17 protein-coding genes and 1 tRNA gene are annotated in these 20,597 nt (G+C 56.5%); 16 read left to right on the top strand and 2 right to left on the bottom strand.

All coding sequences use genetic code 11. The annotated features are described in order from the left end of the window. The first annotated feature begins 300 nt into the window (after positions 1-300). Positions 301-1,194: a DUF58 domain-containing protein gene (locus tag NHH03_RS21465; RefSeq protein ID WP_253159499.1), complete on the top strand. Its 894-nt coding sequence runs from the start codon at positions 301-303 to the stop codon at positions 1,192-1,194. Next, positions 1,191-3,194 carry a vWA domain-containing protein gene (locus NHH03_RS21470; protein WP_253159501.1) on the top strand — a complete coding sequence of 668 codons (2,004 nt, stop codon included), beginning with the start codon at positions 1,191-1,193 and terminating at the stop codon, positions 3,192-3,194. The genes NHH03_RS21465 and NHH03_RS21470 overlap by 4 nt, the downstream gene beginning before the upstream one ends. On the opposite strand, the gene NHH03_RS21475 is transcribed toward NHH03_RS21470, so the two are convergent. Beyond that, positions 3,195-4,988: a SulP family inorganic anion transporter gene (locus NHH03_RS21475; protein WP_253159503.1), complete on the bottom strand. Its 1,794-nt coding sequence runs from the start codon at positions 4,986-4,988 to the stop codon at positions 3,195-3,197. Between the two features lie 267 nt (positions 4,989-5,255). On the opposite strand from NHH03_RS21475, the gene NHH03_RS21480 reads away from it, so the two are divergent. Beyond that, a complete protein-coding gene (locus tag NHH03_RS21480; protein WP_253159505.1) occupies positions 5,256-7,760 on the top strand; it encodes a hypothetical protein in 2,505 nt (834 codons plus the stop codon). Here NHH03_RS21480 and NHH03_RS21485 read toward each other — a convergent pair. Next, the gene (locus NHH03_RS21485) at positions 7,745-8,341 is read right to left on the bottom strand and encodes a sigma-70 family RNA polymerase sigma factor (RefSeq protein WP_253159507.1); all 597 of its coding nucleotides are present in this window, start codon (positions 8,339-8,341) and stop codon (positions 7,745-7,747) included. The two genes, NHH03_RS21480 and NHH03_RS21485, sit on opposite strands and share 16 nt — an antisense overlap. A gap of 228 nt (positions 8,342-8,569) precedes the next feature. On the opposite strand from NHH03_RS21485, the gene ruvB reads away from it, so the two are divergent. From ruvB to NHH03_RS21550, 13 genes are all read left to right on the top strand, one after another. Next, positions 8,570-9,628: a Holliday junction branch migration DNA helicase RuvB gene (ruvB, locus tag NHH03_RS21490; RefSeq protein ID WP_253159509.1), complete on the top strand. Its 1,059-nt coding sequence runs from the start codon at positions 8,570-8,572 to the stop codon at positions 9,626-9,628. A gap of 89 nt (positions 9,629-9,717) precedes the next feature. After that, positions 9,718-10,371 carry an endonuclease III gene (nth, locus tag NHH03_RS21495; protein ID WP_253159511.1) on the top strand — a complete coding sequence of 218 codons (654 nt, stop codon included), beginning with the start codon at positions 9,718-9,720 and terminating at the stop codon, positions 10,369-10,371. A gap of 530 nt (positions 10,372-10,901) precedes the next feature. Next, positions 10,902-12,269, top strand: a complete 1,368-nt coding sequence (locus NHH03_RS21500; protein WP_253159513.1) for a UTP--glucose-1-phosphate uridylyltransferase — start codon at positions 10,902-10,904, stop codon at positions 12,267-12,269. Between the two features lie 214 nt (positions 12,270-12,483). After that, positions 12,484-12,557 (top strand) — tRNA-Arg (locus tag NHH03_RS21505). A 141-nt stretch (positions 12,558-12,698) separates the two neighbouring features. Further along, positions 12,699-13,940, top strand: a complete 1,242-nt coding sequence (locus NHH03_RS21510; protein ID WP_253159516.1) for a tyrosine-type recombinase/integrase — start codon at positions 12,699-12,701, stop codon at positions 13,938-13,940. Between the two features lie 159 nt (positions 13,941-14,099). Next, complete coding sequence (locus NHH03_RS21515; protein ID WP_253159518.1) at positions 14,100-15,014, top strand: hypothetical protein; 915 nt, start codon at positions 14,100-14,102, stop codon at positions 15,012-15,014. 110 nt (positions 15,015-15,124) lie between these two features. Next, the gene (locus tag NHH03_RS21520; RefSeq protein ID WP_253159520.1) at positions 15,125-15,379 is read left to right on the top strand and encodes a DUF1580 domain-containing protein; all 255 of its coding nucleotides are present in this window, start codon (positions 15,125-15,127) and stop codon (positions 15,377-15,379) included. Positions 15,380-15,448: 69 nt separating this feature from the next. Continuing rightward, positions 15,449-18,100, top strand: a complete 2,652-nt coding sequence (locus NHH03_RS21525; RefSeq protein ID WP_253159522.1) for a hypothetical protein — start codon at positions 15,449-15,451, stop codon at positions 18,098-18,100. Positions 18,101-18,319: 219 nt separating this feature from the next. After that, complete coding sequence (locus NHH03_RS21530) at positions 18,320-18,547, top strand: hypothetical protein (RefSeq protein ID WP_253159523.1); 228 nt, start codon at positions 18,320-18,322, stop codon at positions 18,545-18,547. Positions 18,548-18,788: 241 nt separating this feature from the next. After that, positions 18,789-19,151 (top strand): hypothetical protein, encoded by a 363-nt coding sequence (locus tag NHH03_RS21535; RefSeq protein WP_253159525.1) that lies wholly within the window; start codon positions 18,789-18,791, stop codon positions 19,149-19,151. After that, positions 19,148-19,372, top strand: coding sequence for a helix-turn-helix transcriptional regulator (locus NHH03_RS21540; protein ID WP_253159528.1), 225 nt, complete (start codon positions 19,148-19,150; stop codon positions 19,370-19,372). Before NHH03_RS21535 ends, NHH03_RS21540 begins: the two co-directional genes overlap by 4 nt. 16 nt (positions 19,373-19,388) lie before the next feature. Beyond that, the gene (locus tag NHH03_RS21545) at positions 19,389-19,844 is read left to right on the top strand and encodes a hypothetical protein (RefSeq protein WP_253159530.1); all 456 of its coding nucleotides are present in this window, start codon (positions 19,389-19,391) and stop codon (positions 19,842-19,844) included. Between the two features lie 36 nt (positions 19,845-19,880). Beyond that, positions 19,881-20,597: phage major capsid protein (locus tag NHH03_RS21550; protein WP_253159532.1), on the top strand; the 717-nt coding region annotated here is incomplete at its 3' end.

Genomic DNA, 20,597 nt, shown 5'->3' on the forward strand with positions numbered 1-20,597 from the left:
TCGATAGCGATCGTAGCTGATCCCGCCAGGGTTCAGTCGGCCGTGAACTGCAGGGAAACTGAACCGTGGCCGGTCCAGCTACGGCTTTGGTAGCGATCGTAGCTGATCCCGCCAGGGTTCAGACCGCCGTGAACTGCAGGGACACTGAACCGTGGCCGGCCCAGCTACGGCTTCGATAGCGATCGTAGCTGATCCCGCCAGGGTTCAGTCGGCCGTGAACTGCAGCGGTACTGAAACGTGGCCATCCCAGGTATGGTTACGCCCACAATCCGGGTTAGATTTTCCGCTACACTGGTCGGCATGAGCTCCACCACTGCATCGACCACACTTTTGTCTCCTGCCCTGCTCGCCAAACTCGAGCGGTTGGAGTTGGTATCGCGCAAAGTCTTTCGCGGCCGGATGAAGGGCGAGCGGCGTAGTAAACGCAAAGGCCAAAGCGTCGAATTTGCTGATTTCCGTAACTACGTGGCCGGCGATGATCTGCGGTTGATCGATTGGAACTTGTACGCCCGATTGGACCAGTTATTTCTAAAACTGTTCCAAGAAGAAGAAGACTTGCATGTCTTTGCACTGATCGATTGCAGCGAATCAATGAACTTCGGCTCGCCCAGCAAACTTCATGTCGCCAAACAAATGGCGGCGGCACTGGGCTACATCGGGCTGTGTCGTGCGGACCGAGTCAGCGTTCAAGCTTTGGGAGAACAAGGTCGTCGCGCACCGGTGCTGCGCGGACGCAGTGGACTGTGGAAAATGCTGCAGTACTTGGACAGTGTCGACGGCGGTGACAACATCTCACTGCACGATGGCGTCAAAGATTTTTCACTGCGAAATTCTGGTACCGGCGTCGCAGTTCTGATCAGCGACTTGATGGACAAATCCGGGTACGAATCTGCGCTGCGAATGCTGGTCGGTCGACGAATGGACGTGTTCGTGATGCACATTCTGTCGCCAGAGGAAATTGACCCTCCGCTGCGAGGCGATCGGAAATTGATCGATAGCGAAGACGGCGACGAAACCGAGATCACGATCAACGCCTACGTTCTAGAACGCTACCAAAAGACACTGCAATCGTTCCTCAGTTCAGTCAAGATGTTTTGCTCTCGCCGCAGCATTTCCTATCTGCCAGTGCGGACGGATCAAAATGTCGATGACGTCATGACACGCTATTTGCGCGAGCGAGGTGTGGTGCGATGAATTGGATTTCGACGCTCTCCCCCGCTCAATGGGCCTTGTTCGCCGCGGTGCCAATCGGCATCGTGCTGCTGTATTTTTTGAAACTTCGGCGCGAAGCGGTGGAGGTCCCCAGCACCTACCTATGGTCACGGACGGTCGAAGACCTGCACGTGAACAGTTTATTTCAGCGCATCCGTCAAAACCTGTTGCTCTTGTTGCAATTGCTGGCCGTGGCGCTGGCTGCGATCGCGCTGTTGCGACCTGGTGTTCGCGGGGAAACGGCCAGCCAAAGCCGCTCGATCTTCTTACTCGATGCCTCCGCCAGCATGATGGCAACCGATGCCGGCGAACAAGAAAATCGTTTCGAACAGGCCCGCAAATTGATTCGCGAGCAGATCGACGCGATGGAACAACAGCAAACCGCGATGCTGGTCACGTTCAGTGATCGCGCCGAAGTCCTGCAGTCGTTCACGACGGATCGCAACCGGTTGCGAGCGGCGCTCGACCGCGCACAGGTCACCAATCGGCCGACCGACATCATCGGTGCTCTGGAAGCGGCCGATGGCTTGGCTAACCCGCGACGCAGTAGCACCACGGGCGACGAAAACGATGTCCAAGTGTCGGACCCCAAACCCGCAGACCTGTTGATTTACAGCGACGGCGGTTTCCGAGATGTGTCCGATTTTAACGTCGGTAATTTAAAACCGATCTATCGTCGGATCGGATCCGAAAATTCGCGGAATCTAGCGATCACCGCGTTCAACGCCGATCGCAATGTGGAAAAAGCGGGTGACGCGCAGGCCTTTGCCACGATCGTTAACTTCGGTACCCAAGCCGAATCATGCAACGTTTCGCTGTACGTCAACGGCCAGTGGCGCGAATCGGAATCGTTGTCATTGGAGCCCAACGAAGAATCTGGGCTGACGTTTTCGCTGGTCGGGCAAGACGAGGCAGCATCGGTGGAAATGCGATTGGAAGCAGCCGGCGATGGAGCCTCACGCGATCAAACCTTTGACGATGATTTGACGATTGATAATTTTGCTTACGCCGGTTTGCGTCCGATGCGTACGGTTTCCGTGCTGGTCCTGACCGATGGAAACAAACCGATCGAGTTGGGGCTGGGGACCGAGAGTGCCGCCAAAGTCTGTGTTGCGGATTTTCAATCGCCCAGCTATCTGCAAACACCCGAGTATGCCGCCCGTGCCGAAGCCGGGTTGGACGATTTGATTCTCTACGATCGCTGTGCTCCGGACGTTATGCCGGCAACCAACACGTTCTTTATCGGTGCGTTGCCAAACGACCAGTGGTCTTGGGCCAGCGAGCCCGGGCAAACGATCCTCGTGGATGTCGACCGCACTCACCCGATCATGCAGTACCTGGAGTTGTTCTCGCTGCTGATTTTCGAAGGCCGTGCGGTCACCGGGCCACCGGGAACACGGGAATTGATCGGTGGCGACGCCGGCACCGTGTTGGCACTGGCACCGCGCGATGGCTTCCAAGATTTGGTGTTGGGATTTGAAATCGTGACCACAGGCGATGACGGCGCGCCGCAAACCAATACGAATTGGTATGCCGAGCGGTCTTGGCCGGTATTTATCCTGAATGTCCTGCGACACCTGGCTGGCGCGGCCGACGCCACCGCCGCGCCGTCGTTTCTGCCCGGTGACACGGTCCGCTTGCGAGTGGAAAGCCAAGTCGATTCGGTTCAGATCGGGCGTGGCAGCGGATCACCGGAAACCGTGTCCGCCGGCGCCTCGGGTAGCGTTGAATTTGTTGATTCCGACATGCCCGGTTCGTACCGCGTCACCGCGAACGACAAATTGGTGGACTTGTTCAGCATCAATCTGTTTAGCCGCCAAGAAAGCCAGATCAAACCGCGGGAGCAGTTTGAATTGGGTTATGAATCGGTCGAGACCAGCGGAGCCATCGAAACGCGGAAAGAGTTCTGGCGTTGGCTGTTGCTGGCAGCGCTCGCGATTCTGGCCACCGAATGGTGGCTCTACAACCGCCGCATCGCCTAATTAACCCAAGCGATCGGTTGCCACGTGATACTGTGGATCTTCCGACAAATTGACTTCGACCAGATCGCCGGCCTTGTCCAATAATCCGCGACACTCATCACTCAGGTGTGTCAGGTGCAATCGCTTCCCAGCGGCCTCGTACTTTTCCGCGAGCCCGTTGATTGCTTCCAGTCCGGACTGGTCGTACACCCGTGTGTAATAGAAATCGATGACCACGTCATCCGGATCCTTCTGAACATTGAACAGCTCCTTGAACGAAGCGGCCGATGCAAAGAACAGCGGTCCGTGTAGCTGGTAGATCTTGCTACCGAATTCGTTTACCTGAATCTCGGCACCCAGGTGTGTGGCGTGTTGCCAAGCAAACACGCATGCCGAAACAATCACCCCCAAGATCACAGCAGTCGCCAGGTCATGCATGAAGACGGTGTAGCCAGCGACCAACAACATCACCGCAAAGTCGGAACGGGGAACGCGACGCACCATTTTCAGCGAAGCCCACTCGAACGTTCCGATCACGACCATGAACATCACGCCGACCAGCGCGGCCATTGGTATCTGTTCAATCCACGGGGCCAGAAACAAGATGAACAACAGCAAGCACACTGCCGCAGTGATCCCGCTTAGTCGTCCGCGACCGCCCGAGTTCACGTTGATCAACGATTGGCCGATCATCGCACAGCCGCCCATCCCGCCAAACAGTCCGCAAACGATATTCGCGGCGCCTTGGCCGACGCATTCACGATTGCCTCGGCCGCGGGTTTCAGTGATTTCGTCGATCAGAGTCAATGTCATCAACGATTCGATCAGGCCCACGCCGGCCAGTGTCAACGAGAACGGCAATATGATCCAAAGCGTCTGCAGGCTCAGTGAGGGCAGGCTGTGTTCCAAGAAAAACAACGTCGGTAATCCGCCGCTGATCGACGATTCCGACTCGCTAATCGCAACCGTCTCACCAGGTTCTTTGCCATCGTTCAATACGGGCCCAACGACGGTGTCGTTTTGCAAATTCACCAATTGCACAGCCTGATTCGATGTGGTGTCGACGTTGGCGAGCGTTTCGTCCACAACCACCGCACTGTCTTCGCCCTCGGTCTTTTTTGCTTTTGCCATTTGACTGGCTCGGGAATTCGTCCGCAGCATGTCGCCGACCGTTGCCACCGCATTGGGCGACAATTCATCACCTTCGATCACACCACTGCGATTGATTGCGACCGACAACAACGTGACGGACAAAATCGCGACCAGCGAAGCCGGTAGGGCACGCGTCAGTTTGGGCAACAGATAGATGATCAACATCGTCAGCGCGACCAAACCCAACATCACATACAATCGTGGTCCGCTTAGGTAAACCAGATTTCCAGTCGACACGTCCAGTGTTTTGAAGCTTCCCAGTTGTGCCATTCCGATCACAATTGCCAATCCGTTGACAAACCCTAACATGACCGAGTGTGGGACCATCCGGATCAGTTTTCCCAACCGGGCGATGCCGACGATGACTTGAAACAAACCGCACAGGATGACGGCCGGGAACAGGTATTCCAGACCGTGAATGGAGACCAAACCGACGATCACCACCGCCATCGCGCCGGTGGCACCGGAAATCATCCCCGGTCGACCGCCAAAGGCCGCGGTGATCAGCCCAATGAAGAATGCCGAGTACAACCCGATCAGCGGTGAAACACCGGCGACAAACGCAAACGCAACCGCTTCGGGGACCAACGCCAACGCCACGGTCAATCCGGATAGCAAGTCGTCTTTGGCGTTCGCAGTCGTCGCGCGGAAGAAATTCAACATGAACGAAGATTTGGGAAGAAGAATGAGATTTTAGGCGGGGAGTTTCAGTCGCGAATCGTAGTTTCCATATGTTTCTGGTCAATATCGGGTGGGCGGACCACCCGCTACACAAATCGCGACCGATCCGATACATCGACTGACGAGGTGAAAATTGACCACCTACACGCTACGCTAGGTCCGGACGTGCGGTCGCAACTGTGAAGCCGCAGCGTTTGGTGCAGCGGAAAAAACACGAAAAACTGTGGCAACAATTTTCAAGCTTAGATCATGGTCCCCTTCTCTCCGCTGAATTCCATCTCCGATTGTCGATGCACTGCGCGGGGCGTCTGGCTGGTTTGCTTCATCGTTGCTGGCACACTGCTGTGGCCAACCGATGGCGCGGTCGTGGTGGCGGCAGAACTTGAAAGCGAGCGGACGACGACCGATGCCGGTCATGATCTGGTCGAACAACTCGTCGCTGATCAGCGTTTTCAAGATGCGATCTGGGTCTGTCGCCAGTCGATTGCCACGACCACGACCCAACAGATACAACACGCCAAATGGATCGCCCGACTCGCCAACGTGCTGGCGGATCAAAACGCGTTGACCCTGTTTGCCGGCAAGGCAATTGAACTGCCCCAACGTCTCACGCCAGCAATCCAAGCCTCCTGCCAGCCAATCGATGCGCTGTTGGCGGATGACCCAGATCTAGCCTGGAAGGATTTCCTGGAAGCTGAAAAACTGATGGTCCGGCAGCGATTGTTGCGAGCAGCGATTGTTGCCGCAGTGGCATCGTCGTCGGCTGACCGCCTAACGGATCAGCTGGTACCGATGATCTCACGACTACAGGTCGAATTGACCGAGTTGCAGACAACGGCTGCGGAAAGTCGTTGGACCGGAACCACTAGCCCGACCAATTCTGGCCTTGGCGGTTCCATCCACAATAGTGAATCGATCCGCAGCCAATACACCCAACTCAGCCAACACCTGCTGCTCACACGCGTTTCACTTGCGGTATTGCTGACCGAATTGTTCGCGCCCGAAAGCGGCGACTATCAAGCCGCCGCAGCCGACGCGCTGGCACTGGCAAAAGAAACCCTGCTGGGACTTCCCGATGGCGTGCCCGCCAAACGCGCGGCCCGCGCACTGTTGGTGGAATGTCTGTTGCGCAGCGGACAAACTCAATCGGCCGGCCAGGAAATTGCAAGGGTCGCAGCCGATCCGTCGATCGAATTCTCGCCGCAGTGGCTGGCACTCAACGTTCGTTACAAATTGGCATCCGGTGAGAACGCCGCGGCCGCCGATCTGTGCGAATCGTTCTTCGGCTCGGCGGGTGACGGTTTCGCACCACGTGCACTCGAAAGAGTCGCTCGCAGTGTAGAAATGGACTTCGCGAAATTGCAGGTGCTGCTTGCCGAATCCAGTTCGGACGATCAAATCGCCGCCTGGCTGCAAACGATTGAAGAACGTAACGGCGCGTTTGCAAGACGACGCGCCGAAGTCCTTGCGATCCGTCGGCTGCGCGGCGCAGCAACCGGCCAAAACGCGACCACTACGCCGACCGTCAACCCGTCACTGATCGCAGCCCAAGGCGAAGACTGGTTGCGGCGCGATGATCCTGGACAAGCCGCTTCATTGCTGCGAGAAGCCGCCTTGGCCGAATCACGACCCGAATTGTCGATGCAATACGCGGCGAAAAGCGCTGCGGCAGCCATTGCCGCTGATGATCAATCATTCGCGATCACGGTTCTTCGCGACACCGCTCGGAAACAGGATACTAGCGAACACGCTGCGGGGCTGATGATGCAGGCCGCCCTGCTGGCTTCACAACCGCCACAGGCTGGCGGTGACGATTCCAAAGCTCGGTTAGCGAGATTGGAAGAATTGCTCGCTGAACTTTCACAACGTTGGCCAACCAGTGATTCGGCGCTGAAAGCCAACGCCTGGTTGGGTGACATTTTGGTCGCACAAGACCGATCACTCGACGCGGCCGGGGCGGCGCTGGAACTATTGATGCTCGGACACAATCCGCAGCAATTGGATCCGGTGCTCACGCGTTGGTTTGATTACTTGCAGTCGACCGACACTGAATCCGCAACCACCGCGCTGGCGTCACTGGCTGGTTCGCTTGACGAGTTAGCCGCGGAAACGCCGGAGTTGTCTGCGGATATCCGCCGTGCATCAGTTTGGTTGTTCGATCGCGAGCAGTTCAACACACAAGGCTTGGAATTCGACGCCCAAGATCCGAGCCAGCTGTTCTTACAACAGCTAGCTCGTTTACGATCCGGTGAACCGGAAACGTTGAACACCGCGGACGTTCCAGCCCAGTTGCTGATCCGTGCCCGTTGGCGATTGCAACGCGATGCCGAGCGCGACGCCTCGCTGCAACCAACGATCGGTAAGCAGTTGTTACAGTGGCCCCAGGCGACGCCTTGGCAATCCGCCATGGCTGGCTTATGGGCGGCACCGAATCCAGACTCGATCGACGCGATCAAACAACTGGCAAGTTCCGGCGATGATCCACGTCAATCGCTCCAACGTGGCATCGACCTGTTGGCCACGTCATCGTCGTCTGATGCGCAACGCGCGGCTGTTCAACTATCGGATCAACTGGCGGCGTCACTGCCGCAACGTAGCGAGCAATGGTACACGACCAAGCTGCAATCGATTCGTTGGCTCTCCGGATTGGGTGAGACGGAGGAAGCCGGCAAGCGAGCGGCGTATGTGCTGCTGGTGCATCCACCTCAAGACCCCGAACTGAAACAACAGTTCGCAGACTACTCGTCCAACTGACTCCGCAGCGTTTTCATACCACGATGCAGCAGGCCTGCGACCGCGCCAGTCGACTTGCCCAACTCCGCCGCCACCTCGCTCAATTTCATGCCTTCCAGATAATGCAACCGCACCGCATCAGACTGTGAATCCGGCAACTTTGCGATCGCTTGGCTGATGCGAATGATGTTCTCACCCAACGCCACGTTTTGGCTGGGGGTCGGTGAATGGCCGGCTAACAAACCCTCCAACCGCATCGACGATTGCGCCAATTTTTGTTCCATCGATTGTTCGCGGCGGATGTCGCGTTTGTCACGATGCAGGTCGCGGTCGAGATGGCACAGATGGTGCGCCAGAATCTGACGCAGCCATGCCAACAACTCGCCTTCGGTGGTGCCACGAAAGCCGTCGAATCCCTGAACCGCCTGCATCATCGCTTGTTGGACCATGTCCGAAGCACCAATTTTGGCTTGATAGGCGCGTCGCACCCGCGTCCGAGCCAGCATTCGCAGGTAGGGCTCATACTGGGCGATGATCGCAGGATCGGAAACATCAATCGTTTTGGACGACCCAGCAGACGAGGACGACGGGGATTCGGTCATGAAGATTACTCGAGTGAGACAAGAGCGTGGGAGCCAAATGGGCGTGGAAAGCCAATCGGAGCCGGTTTAGTGGTCGGCCAACGGGATCAATCGCGCCGCCAGATGTGAATTTAATTCTGGCACAAACCTCGCGCCGACTTCGACGGCATTTTCGGGTAAAACAGTGTTTGAGATCGCAAATCAGCCCAAACAGGCCGGTTCAACACAGAAACACGGACGAAAGCCAGCATGGCGCGAGAAGCAGTTTACCAAAAAACGGACCCCGAGGACTCCGCCGGCCCGCCACCGGGTGATCCGCCCAGTGGTGTCGCAGCGGGTGACAGTGGTGATGAACGCGATATTCGTTTGCGTCCACGTCGGCTGGACGAAATGGTTGGCCAACGCGATGTGATTGAACGGCTAAAGATCGCCATTGATGCCGCCCGTGGACGCGGCGAACCACTCGGACACATCCTGTTCGACGGTCCTCCGGGGCTGGGTAAAACCACTTTCGCAACCGTAATCCCCGCCGAGATGGGGACGACGGTGCAAATGGCCAACGGCGCCGGGCTGACCGCCCCCAAAGATTTGCTGCCGTACTTGACGAATGTCTCGGAAAAATCCGTGCTGTTCATCGACGAAATCCACCGCGTTCCCAAAGCGGTCGAAGAGTACCTGTATACGGCGATGGAGGACTTTCGCATCGACATTGTCCTCGGCGAAGGAGTCAATGCGCGGACGTTGAATTTCGAACTGCAGCCATTCACTTTGATCGGTGCGACGACCCGCGCCGGAATGCTCAGCGCACCGCTGCGCGATCGGTTCCAAATTCGCGAACACCTCAGTTGGTACAGCGACGACCAGCTCTGTGAATTGGTGCTTCGCAATGCAACGAAATTATCGATCGAAGTCGACCAGCCTGCCGCCATCGAGATTGCTCGTCGTAGCCGCCGGACGCCGCGATTGGCCAACAACCGCTTGCACTGGGTCCGCGACTACGCGCAAATCAAAGCCAAGGGCGGGGTGTCATTGGGGGTGGCCCGAGACGCGTTGGACATGATCGGTATCGACAAACTGGGGCTGGATAAACAAGACCGCAACTACCTGGAAACGCTGATCCGAGTCTTCGGCGGCGGGCCAAGCGGCTTGGAAGCGATCGCGCACACCATGAATGTCAGCAGTGACACGTTGGAAGACGAAGTCGAACCGTTCCTACTGCGCAGTGAGTTGATCGTCCGCACTCGTCGCGGACGTCTGGCCACCGCCAAAGCCTTTGAACACATGAAAATGGAACCTCCAGCCATCTAGTAGAGGCCTCACCGCTTCCTATCGCCGGCCTCTGTGATGCCGTTCCCCGCCGCTTCCCTTTTCTCCGTTCGCTCCAACTCTTTCTCTCCATGTTGAAAAAAGAACGCGCCGCCCTCATCGCCCAGCGGCTCGCCGATCTCTACCCCGACCCACCGATCCCACTGGACCATCAAGACGAATTCACCCTGCTGGTCGCCGTCCTACTAAGTGCCCAGTGCACCGACAAAAAAGTCAACGAGATCACGCCGGAACTGTTCCGCGCCGCCGGCACACCGCAAAAAATGTTCCAACTGGGGCAGGAAAAAATCCTCCAGATCATTCATCCACTGGGATTATCAAAACAGAAAGCGAAAAATCTGGCCGCGTTGTCAGGCATGTTGATCGAGAAACACGAGGGCCAAGTCCCACAGTCATTTGAAGACCTGGAGGCGTTGCCGGGCGTCGGCCACAAAACCGCCAGCGTCGTGATGTCACAAGCCTTTGGAGTACCAGCCTTTCCAGTCGACACGCACATTCATCGCCTGGCGCAGCGGTGGGGATTGTCCAGCGGTAAAAATGTGGTGCAAACCGAAACCGACCTGAAGAAACTCTTCCCCCGCGAATCATGGAATCGTTTACATCTGCAAATCATCTTTTATGGCCGCGAGTTTTGCACGGCCCGCGGTTGCAACGGCACACATTGTGACCTGTGCCGCGAACTGTACCCCAGTCGTAAGAAACCTGTTGAATGGAAAAAGCCCTAGCCGTAACCAATCTCCGCCAGCACCGTAGCTGATCCCGCCAGGGTTCAGATCCATCCCTAGCCGTAACCAATCCCCGCCAACACCGTAGCTGATCCCGCCAGGGTTCAGATCCATCCCGCACCGAAACCAATCCCCGCCAACACCGTAGCTGATCCCGCCAGGGTTCAGATCCACCCCTAGCCGTAACCCATCCCCGCCAACACCGTAGCTGATCCCGCCAGGGTTCAGATCCACCCCGCACCGTAACCAATCCCCGCCATCACCGTAGCTGATCCCGCCAGGGTTCAGATCCCTCCCGCGCCGTAACCAATCCCCGCCAGCACCGTAGCTGATCCCGCCAGGGTTCAGATCCATCCCGCACCGTAACCAATCTCCGCCAGCACCGTAGCTGATCCCGCCAGGGTTCAGATCCCTCCCGCACCCAAACGAAACCACCGACCGGAAACACCGCCAGCGAATTCTCCAACGCACCCCAGCCGCCGCTTCACTGTCACCACATTGCCTTTTCAACCTGATTCAAAACTTCCGCTATGAACATGACCAATAACTGGCCCTCCGTGCTGGCCAAACTGCAAGAAGCAGGCACGCCAGAGATCGTGATCAATCTGTTCAAACGTCATTACGAAAACCTTTGCTCCGGCCAAGACGCTTTCTTACGCGAATCGACAATCCAGCCGGCGACCGATGTCGTGGATGCCGAAACGCTCAGTGACGTCAATCGCGAGCTCGGACGCGAATACTTGCAATCGGTCGCCGTCCTCAAACTGAACGGTGGTCTGGGTACCGGCATGGGGCTTGAGGGCCCCAAGTCGCTGTTACCGGTTCGCGGCGACGACACGTTCCTGGCGTTCATCTTGCGACAATCCTCCAAATTGTCGGTCCCGTTGGTTCTGATGAACAGCTTTTCGACAGAAACACAGACCGCCGAAGCGATCAAAGCACTTGGGCAAGACGACGTGCAAGTCATCTCGTTTCTACAACACCAGGTCCCCAAGATCGATGCGCAAACAATGGCACCAGCCGAGTGGCCCGCCGATCCACAACTGCAGTGGTGCCCGCCCGGTCATGGTGACATCTATGCCGCACTGGTGACCAGCGGCACGCTCAAAAAATTGCTCGCTCAAGGCAAGCGGTATCTGTTTGTTTCCAATGCCGACAACTTGGGGGCGACCATGGATTTAGCAATCCTGGGACATTTCATCGGCAGCGGCAAATCGTTCTTGATGGAAGTCGCCGATCGGACCGCAGCCGATCGCAAAGGCGGCCATTTGGCGCGCAGCAAGTCCGGCGGATTGGTGTTGCGAGAAAAAGCGCAATGTCATCCTGACGAAGAGCAAGAGTTTCAAGACGTGTCACGGTACCGCTATTTCAACACCAACAATTTGTGGTTGGACCTGGTCGCGATTTCAGAATTTCTGGATGCCAATGACGGCGTTCTCTCATTGCCGACGATCACCAATCGCAAGACCGTTGACCCCAAAGACAGCTCGTCACCAGCCGTCTTTCAACTCGAGACCGCGATGGGGGCCGCCATCGAAGCGCTGCCCAACACCGATGCGATTCGTGTGCCCCGTTCACGATTTGCGCCCGTCAAAACCACTGGTGATTTATTGGCCGTTCGTTCGGACGCCTACGAAGTTCGCTCTGACGCGTCGGTTGGACTGGTCGCGGAGCGAAATGGGGTGCCACCAAACGTCAAACTGGATGACCGCTACTTCAAAAAGATCGCCGACTTGGAGCAGCGTGTCGAAGCGGTGCCATCACTGCGCCACTGCGACAGCCTGACGATCACCGGCAACGTCAACCTCAGTCCCGGCATCATCTGCACCGGCGACGTCACCCTAACCGGCCCCGACTCCAACACCCCCACCCAAATCCCCCCCGGCAACTACCAGTAGGCCAGGTGCAACCTGGCGATAACGCCGGCAACAATTCGTCAGCCCAGGTGCAACCTGGCGGCAAGAACCCACCGGATCGATCCACCACGTCGAATCGACAAATCCCGCACGCCTCACCGCCAGCCCCGCAGGTTCCCAAAAACCTCCGAGGCAACCGCCCAAGTCGGCCTTGCAAAACAAAACGGCAACGCTAAACTCACACCAAATCAGCCAAGCACCCCTAGCTCAATTGGATAGAGCATCGGTCTACGGAACCGAAGGTTAGAGGTTCGAATCCTCTGGGGTGTACTTCACGGAATGCCGTGAATTGCCGGTCGGATCGCCGCGAGCGATACCACCATTTTGGTGTGCGACCCTGTTTCAAAGTCGAAGTTGTACCGAAAAACTGTCCTAGCGGATTGGTACGCTTCTGAACCAGGAGTTCCACCAATGGCGAGACCGAAGGCCAAGGCACCCGCACGCCGCTATCACATCAGCGGTAAATCTGTCGTCACGATTGCAGGCCGTGACTTCTATCTGGGGCCGCACGACAGCCCCGAATCGATCGCCCGCTACGCCGCGCTGATTGCGGTCTATCAACAGAACGGTTTCTCGGTACCCGATGGCTTTGAACTAGCTTCGCTCGATCCCCAAGTTGCCATGATGCTTGGCGGCACCGTCCAGCCGACACAGCAAGCCGACGCACCGGTTCTGGTCCGACACCTGACTGCATCGTACCGCGAAGTTGCCAAAACCAAGTACGCCGGTAGCCATGCCGAAAAGCACCGCATCGAGCAAGTCTGCGACGAACTGGACAAGCACGACGGTGACTTGCAGGCGATTGAGTATGGCCCGCTAAAGATGCAGCAACAGCGTCAGCGGTGGATCACCAGCGGTAAGGCGAGGGTTTATTGCAACCGGCTGACAAATCTGATTATTCGAATCTGGAAACATGCCGTTTCGCAAGAGCTTGTCACTGAACCCGAATGGCGGCGACTAAAAGCAGTCGAACCGCTTCGCGAAGGACAAACAGCGGCACCTGAAACCGAGGACGTGAAACCAGTGGCGATTGAAGTGGTGCGATCGACGGCCGCCGAACTGTCGCCCGTCCTGAAAGCGATGGTCCGGATTCACGCCGGCACTGGAATGCGGCCCGCCGAGCTTTGCCGAATGCGGCCCTGCGACATCGACAGGAGCGGCACCGAATGGATTTACCGCCCCGAGAAGCATAAGACCGCAAAGCGTGGCAAGAAAAAGGCAGTGCCGATTGTCGGTGATGCCCGTGAAGCGTTGACCGATTACATGAATCGCCCAGCCGACGCCTATTGCTTTTCTCCACGGGAATCGGTGCAGTGGTTCCGAGCAAAGCAAGCAGCCAGCCGCACGACGCCAAAGAACCAGGGAAACCGCCCAGGGACCAATCGGAAAGCGAATCCCAAAAAACAGCCAGGCGAACAATACACGCCGACCAGCTACCGGCAGTCCATCCAGCGAGCCGCAAAGCGTGCAAACGTGGAGCATTGGACGCCGTACCAGTTGCGTCACACCGCCGGCACACTGATCCGCGAGGCATTAGGCGTTGAAGCCGCCCAGGCGTTGCTGGGACACTCTCGTGCGTCGATGACTGAGCATTACGCCAAGCAGACCGAAGCAAAGGCGATTGAAGCCGCCAAGGTTGCTCCAAAGCTGTAATCGGTAACAATTTCATTCAACCACTCAGGCGACGGCCGAGCGGTTCACCAAAAAAGTCATGCTGGCGACGGTCGGCGTGATGGCATCGTACGCCGCTGATGGATTCTCTTTTCTCCATCAGCGGCGGCGGTGCCGACCAACGAAAAGAGAATTATGACGATGAGCAAATTGCACGATGCGGTCGAACCAACTTGGCGGCAAGAACTCCTAAAGCGACATCGCATCGCAACCGAACTCCGCCTCAGAATCGAACAAGTGGTTCGTATAATCGGGCACCCATGCAAACAAAAGTTGGAACTGAGCCAAGAAGAGTGTTCGCTGTTCGCTTTGGTTCAGATTCGACTGGACGAGATTCGCAGTGAGTTAGAAAGCGACGAGCAACTATTGTCTCCCGGCGATAACAGACAGTGGCTGGAGTTTGCAGCGGGCGCCGGCAAATTCCTCTCGCAGTACGGAGAAATGATCAACGGAATCAACCGCTGGGGATACTCTGACTTTTGGCGGTGCTGCAAAAAGCATTGGAATCCGTTGCGGTCTGCATCCGTGGATTTCTACGGTTTCATTCTCAAGGCAAGAATGAGTCTTGAGAACCTACCCATTGAAGACGCGAAGATTGCTGTTCGAAAAGAGTCTTTGTCGCTCGAGGTGTCGCGAATGAACGAGCAAGAAAGTCTGCTGAATAAAATTTCCGCGAGACTGAAGACAGAGAGCGATAAAGCCAATCAGGCACTCTTGGAATCGCTCGATGAATTGTGCGGTGATGGCCGTGGCGAAGCGGACCCAGTTGACGAAACCGAGTGGGAGCTTGCGTTGGAATCGCTCACGACCGGTCAAGCAAAGATTGCAAAATCGCTAAAGAGCAACCGCCTCCTTACCGATGACGCGTTAGCGAATCACGTCAATTCCGAAGAAGGAAATCCCCGGGATGCGGTTCGGAAGCAAATTAACAACATCAACACTTGCTGGAAGACAGGGAGGCACCCATTTCAGATCAACAGAAATGGCCGGGATCCAGTTAGAAATACGCTCGCTGAAAGAAACCCGGACCAAAGTCGGACCAAAGAATCCGTTTAGAGTCCGCTTAAAATCCGACTTCAACCGCATACTCCCGCCCGTTGCAATTACGCGACGCGGCGGGTTTCTTTTTTTCGCTGCGTCGCTCCACCTCTCACATGGAGCCACCTATGCCAGCGACCACACATCGCAGACCGACCAACGACGCAGTGACGACCAACGTACTCGCTGAGGACGTGTTGACCCTCAAGCAGGCACGCGCCGAGCTTCGCCACATCCTTGGCCGCCGGCCTGACCGCACGACGCTATACCGCTGGTGCTTGCGTGGTATCGGCGGTGTGCGATTGGAGCATTGCCGAGTTGGACAAGTCATCGTGACCAGCCGCCAAGCGCTGACCCGTTTCATCGAAGCACGCAGCCAGTAAACAAAACAGCCCGCCGAGCTGCTACTACCCGGCGGGCCAAATGTCCACAGATCACGGAGGGACAACATCATGGTAGCGATCTCAACCGACACGGCCAGCACATTTTCTTTTGACGCTCCTGCATCGCTGGACGGCGAGCAAGAGGCGGATGCCGGCACGAACGCAAGCAACACCCGTCTGGCCAAGAACTGGCTCACGCAAGTAGTGCAGGAATCGATCGGGCGTGGCAACGACATCTGTCACGCCTACGGGTTGTCTGCTGAGGATCTTTCTGAGAAGCGAAAGTTCCACATGCCCAACACAGGAACGGATGGAAAGCCGAAAGCCAAAATCAACAACTTTGAAAGAGGCGCTGGCCAGTGCGATGCCACTGGCAACAAGTGGGGCGACTGGGTGGCGTTTGTCGCGGCAGTTGACCAGACATCTCAAGGTGACGCGGCCAGGCGGGTGGCCGAAATCATTAGGTTCGACTTGCCGAAGTCACAACCGCGTGGCAAGTCGACCCGCAAACCATCATTGAAACTGATGCCTTGGAACCCTGTGTACGCGGGCCAATATCTAGCGCATTTAGAGTTTGATCGCACGAAACATGAGCGTCTGCGAGATGCCGGGTTGCGGATCGCGAAGTACCAAGGGCATGCCGTGATTGCGTTTCCGGTCTGGGGGCCGCGAGGGTCAAAGGCTGACCCGGTGAATTGGGTTGTCGTTCGTACTGACGGCGGACTTTTGAGGCTGAAAAACGGTGAGACGACGAGCAAGAAAACCATTGGCGGTGGCGCCCGTGGGATCATTGGCGACGTTCGGACCATCGATGCAATGCTGGCCGGCCAAGGTCAGCCAGATCTGTCGGTTAAGACGGAGGGAGTCACTGATTGGCTGGCTGCATTTTTGCGAGACGACGTTCCCGATTCCACATTCTTCTGGACAAATCCGTTCGGCTGTGCGGATGGTGTATCCACGTTCCGCAAAGAGCGTTGGTCAATCGATCTGTTTGCCAACCGGGACATATGGGTCATTCATGACGCAGACCGGGCGGGGCAGGACAGTGCGATTGTGTGGTGCGAATGCTTCACCAAGGCTGGCGCGAGAGCAAAAAACGTCACGCTGCCTTTCGAGGTAAAACATTCAAGCGGCGATGACCTGAGGGACTTTTTCAAATGCCACGATTGGGATTCGATGGTTGAAAAGTCTCACGCCTGCGAAACTCTACAATTAAAAATCGATTCAAGGCCAGCTATTGAGTGGTCTGACAACGAAAAGGATCTCGTTGATTCCACTATCGAAGCGCTGACAGGGTGTGAAGACATCTTCCAGCGGGGCGGCGAACTGCTCGACGTGACCGAGGCAAGGCATCCGCTTAATCCAGATGCACTCACGCTCCGAGTCCGCCGGCTGCCTCATGCTCATTTGCGTACGCTAATCACTTCGTGCGCTCGATTCATCACGATAAATGATGACGGCGAAGCCAGGCCGAAGAAACTACCTGACTCGTTCACGAGGCAGGTTGACGCTTACGGGAGCTACCCAGGGATTAGAGAGCTGGAGTCCGTATCTGAGTATCCGTTCATGCGAGAGGACGGGTCGATCTGCACGGCCAATGGATATGACCCGGCAACCAGAACGTACTTAAAAACGAACGTTTCGGTAACTGTTGCCGAATCGCCAACAATCCATGATGCGACCCAGGCAACAAACCGCATACTGGATTTAGTCGCAGACTTTGAGTTCAAAAAAACACATCACAAATCGGCCTGGCTTGCCGGATTGCTGACTGTATTTTGCAAGCCGGCAATTCGCGGATGCGTTCCTCTGTTTCTATTCGAGGCGTCTGTACAGGCCGCGGGCAAGACGCGATTGGTGGACGGCATATCAACCATCGCAACCGGCAAGAGCCTGGCGAGAAACCCTTGGCCGTCGAAGGATGAGGAGGTCTCTAAGTCGATCACTGCGATTGTGTTGAGCGGGATTCCGCTGGTCCTGTTCGACAACTGCAAGACGCAAATCGGCGGCCAGGCGATCGAGGCACTCGGAACGGCCGAAGTCTGGAAAAGTCGGATTCTTGGCCAGAGCAAGGAATCTGGCGAGGTGCCCATCCGCCAAGTCTATTTCCTGACGGGAAACAATTGCTCTGTATCACAGGACATCGCGCGACGCACATGTTTTGTGAGGCTGGAGCCGACGATTGAAAACCCTGATCTTAGATCGGACTTTCGCATTCCGAATCTGTTAGATCACATCCTGGAAAATCGCGAAACGTTGATTTGTGACGCGCTCACGATCTTGCGAGCGTTCAAGGCGTCGGGAGAGTCCCCGGATCTTGAGCCTTGGGGCGGATTTGAGAACTGGTCCGCACTCGTGCGAGGTGCGGTCGTGTGGCTGGGCTTGGCAGATCCGATCAAGGGCACCAAAGAAACCAAGGCTTCCGCACAATCCAGTGACATCTTTGGCGACTTGATCGCCGCACTCGAGTCAGCCGGAGCGTCAGGCAAGCTGTCTCGCGAGATTTACGATCTGGCTACGAAGCGAGACCCGTACGGGGTGCTCTTTCACCCGGAACTAAATGACGTTTTTTTGAGCGATTGCGACAACAAAAAAATCACTACTCAACGAATCGGAAAAATTCTCCAGAGATACGACGGCAGAATTTTGAACGGCAAGAAATTCTTTTCAGAGATGCTTTCGCATCAAAAAGTAAAAAAATGGTTTATCGAAAAAGTTTAACGATCGAATGTCCCTGCCTGCGGGGAGTGGCGGGAGTCTGCGGGAGTCTATGGGGTCAATGCAACTATTTTGAGTGGTCTTTAATAAAGGTGCCGTGTGTATACACCCTACGTAAAAGCTGCGAGAGCGGTGAACACTCCCGCGATTCCCGCCCACTCCCGCAGACCAGAAACAAAAACACATTTCCAAATTTCCACATTTCCAAACAGGATCACAAAAATGGCAAAACAGAAAAAGGGATTGACCGCCGAACGTCACCGCGAGATTGCCGAGGAACTTCGTCGCGTCGAGGCGGTGCTACTGTCGCTCGCGGCCGACGTGGCGGACAACTACCCGAAGCGACTGTCGCGACCAGTGCTCAAACGGATCGATTCAGCACTGGGGTTGCGCGGCGAGATGGATGACTTGGCTTGCCATGACCGCATCGGCATTGAGCCGGCCGAATGAGAACCGGCGACGACTGCACCGAATGCCCCGGCGGCATCATGCGACGGGTATCAACTCGCACCTCCGGCAACCATCGCATCCGGTATCTGAAATGTGATTCATGCGGCGCGAGCGGAAAGTCCATCACGGTTGTTGATGACCGAGGTCGTGACGTCGTTATCCGAACGGATAACGGAAAGCTTGTATGCCCCTGCTGCCTTGCAACAATCACCACATCGAACGCCAGCGACTGAGGAAACAAATGGCAGACACACTTACACCGCCCCGATTGGACATCAAGCTACCGAAGCTTTCCGAAGGCGACATGATCGCGCTGACGAAGTTGATGCAACGCAAGGCAGACGACCACCCACTATTCACCAGTTGGGTCATCGAACTGTTGGCCAGCGAATACAACCGCCGGCAGACGCCAGGTGCGGAACCGGAAATGATCGAGCCGCCAGTGTGGACGCTGGATCAACTCGGTAGCGTGCTGATGGCTAGTTTTGTTTTCAGCCGCGTCCCGATGACCGACGCCGCCCATGAGTTCATCGACAACTTGGCGCTGAACATCACCGCCGACGCCGTATCAGCCCTGCAACACTTCGGAGGTGCCGACCAGTGAGCAAGAACCGATCACCATGGGTCACCGCCGCCGAACTTTGCGAGCGGTTGAACGTCACCGACAGACAACTCGGCCGAATGGTTGCCAGCGGGAAATTCCCTAAGCCCTTACGGGTTGGAATCAATCGCCGAGTTTGGTCACGAAACGTGTTGGATGCCTACTTTGATTTGCAGGCCATCCAGCAGATTCGAGAGCTTCGACAGAATCACCAGGACGCCTAACCCGAAAGGTTTTCAAATGGCAAACGAACTTCACAACGCCAAGTTTTTGCAAATCGTACCGCCGGCGGCCATCGTCGATGATGCGGCAATCACCACCGCCGAAATCGATACGCTTGGTTGGGATTACCTGACCATGGTTTGCAGCGTTGGGGCAACCGACATCGCAATGGCAGCCCTCAAACTTCAAGCAGGCAACACCAGCGGAGCTTTGACCGACTATGACGGTCTGGACTTCGACGGCGACACCGACATCGAAGGCGGCACCGCAGCACTGCCGGCCGACGATGACGACAACGGTCTTTTTGTCTTTCAAGTGGACCTGAAAGCACGGCCGCGCTACTGGGACTTGGTTGCAACCGCTGGCGATGGCAGCACCGGCACATTCTTTTCGTGCACCGCGATTCTGTCCCGCGGCGAAGTGGCACCGCTGACGGCTACCGAGATGGGTGCTAAATCCGTCTTGCGTGTTTGAACCAACTGACAATCCAACAAACGACGGAGTGAATAAATGATCCGAATCACAAACACCAAAGACCTGAACGAACAAATCGCGGAACTGGAAGCCGAAGCGTTGGCGATCGCCGACTTGGCCGATGCCGAAGAACGCGAGATGAGCACCGCAGAGCAAAAGCGATTCGATGCCATCATGGGCGTCGGTAGCCCAGGCCAGCCAGGGCACAAGCCAGGCGAGTTGTCGAACTTGAACCGGGATCTGGACCGAGCACAGAAACGCGAGAATGCACAGGCCCGAATCATGAACAGTCGGCACGGCACCGGCGGCAACACTGGCGAGTCGGTTGATAGCGGCCAAGTCAGGCATGTCGCCCGTCAACTTGGCTGGAAGGCTGACGCGAACGGCAACAAGTTTGCAATCTTGAATAAGGGTGACCGGGCAACCGATCTGCTGAAGCCAGAAGCCGAAAACGAAGCGGCACACTTCATCTGCGCTAAGTTGTTCGGACCATCGTCGGCAACGCCGCAGCGGGTGCGTAACGCGCTGGGCGAGTCCAGCGGCATGACCGGTAGTTTCGTGGTTCCCGACCAGATGGCGGGCGAGATCATCGACTTGGAACGGGCGAAAGCTGGTTTGATGATGGCAGGCATGCCGGTCGTAGTGATGGCCAGCGAAACTTTGAAGGTTCCCAAGCTTGAAGAGGATCTTGAAGTTGACCTGAAAGCAGAAAACGCACTGGGCACGTTCGGCCAAATGAAGTTCGGACAACGG

This window comes from Stieleria tagensis, from assembly GCF_024129865.1.
Classification (GTDB): Bacteria; Planctomycetota; Planctomycetia; order Pirellulales; family Pirellulaceae; genus Stieleria; species Stieleria tagensis.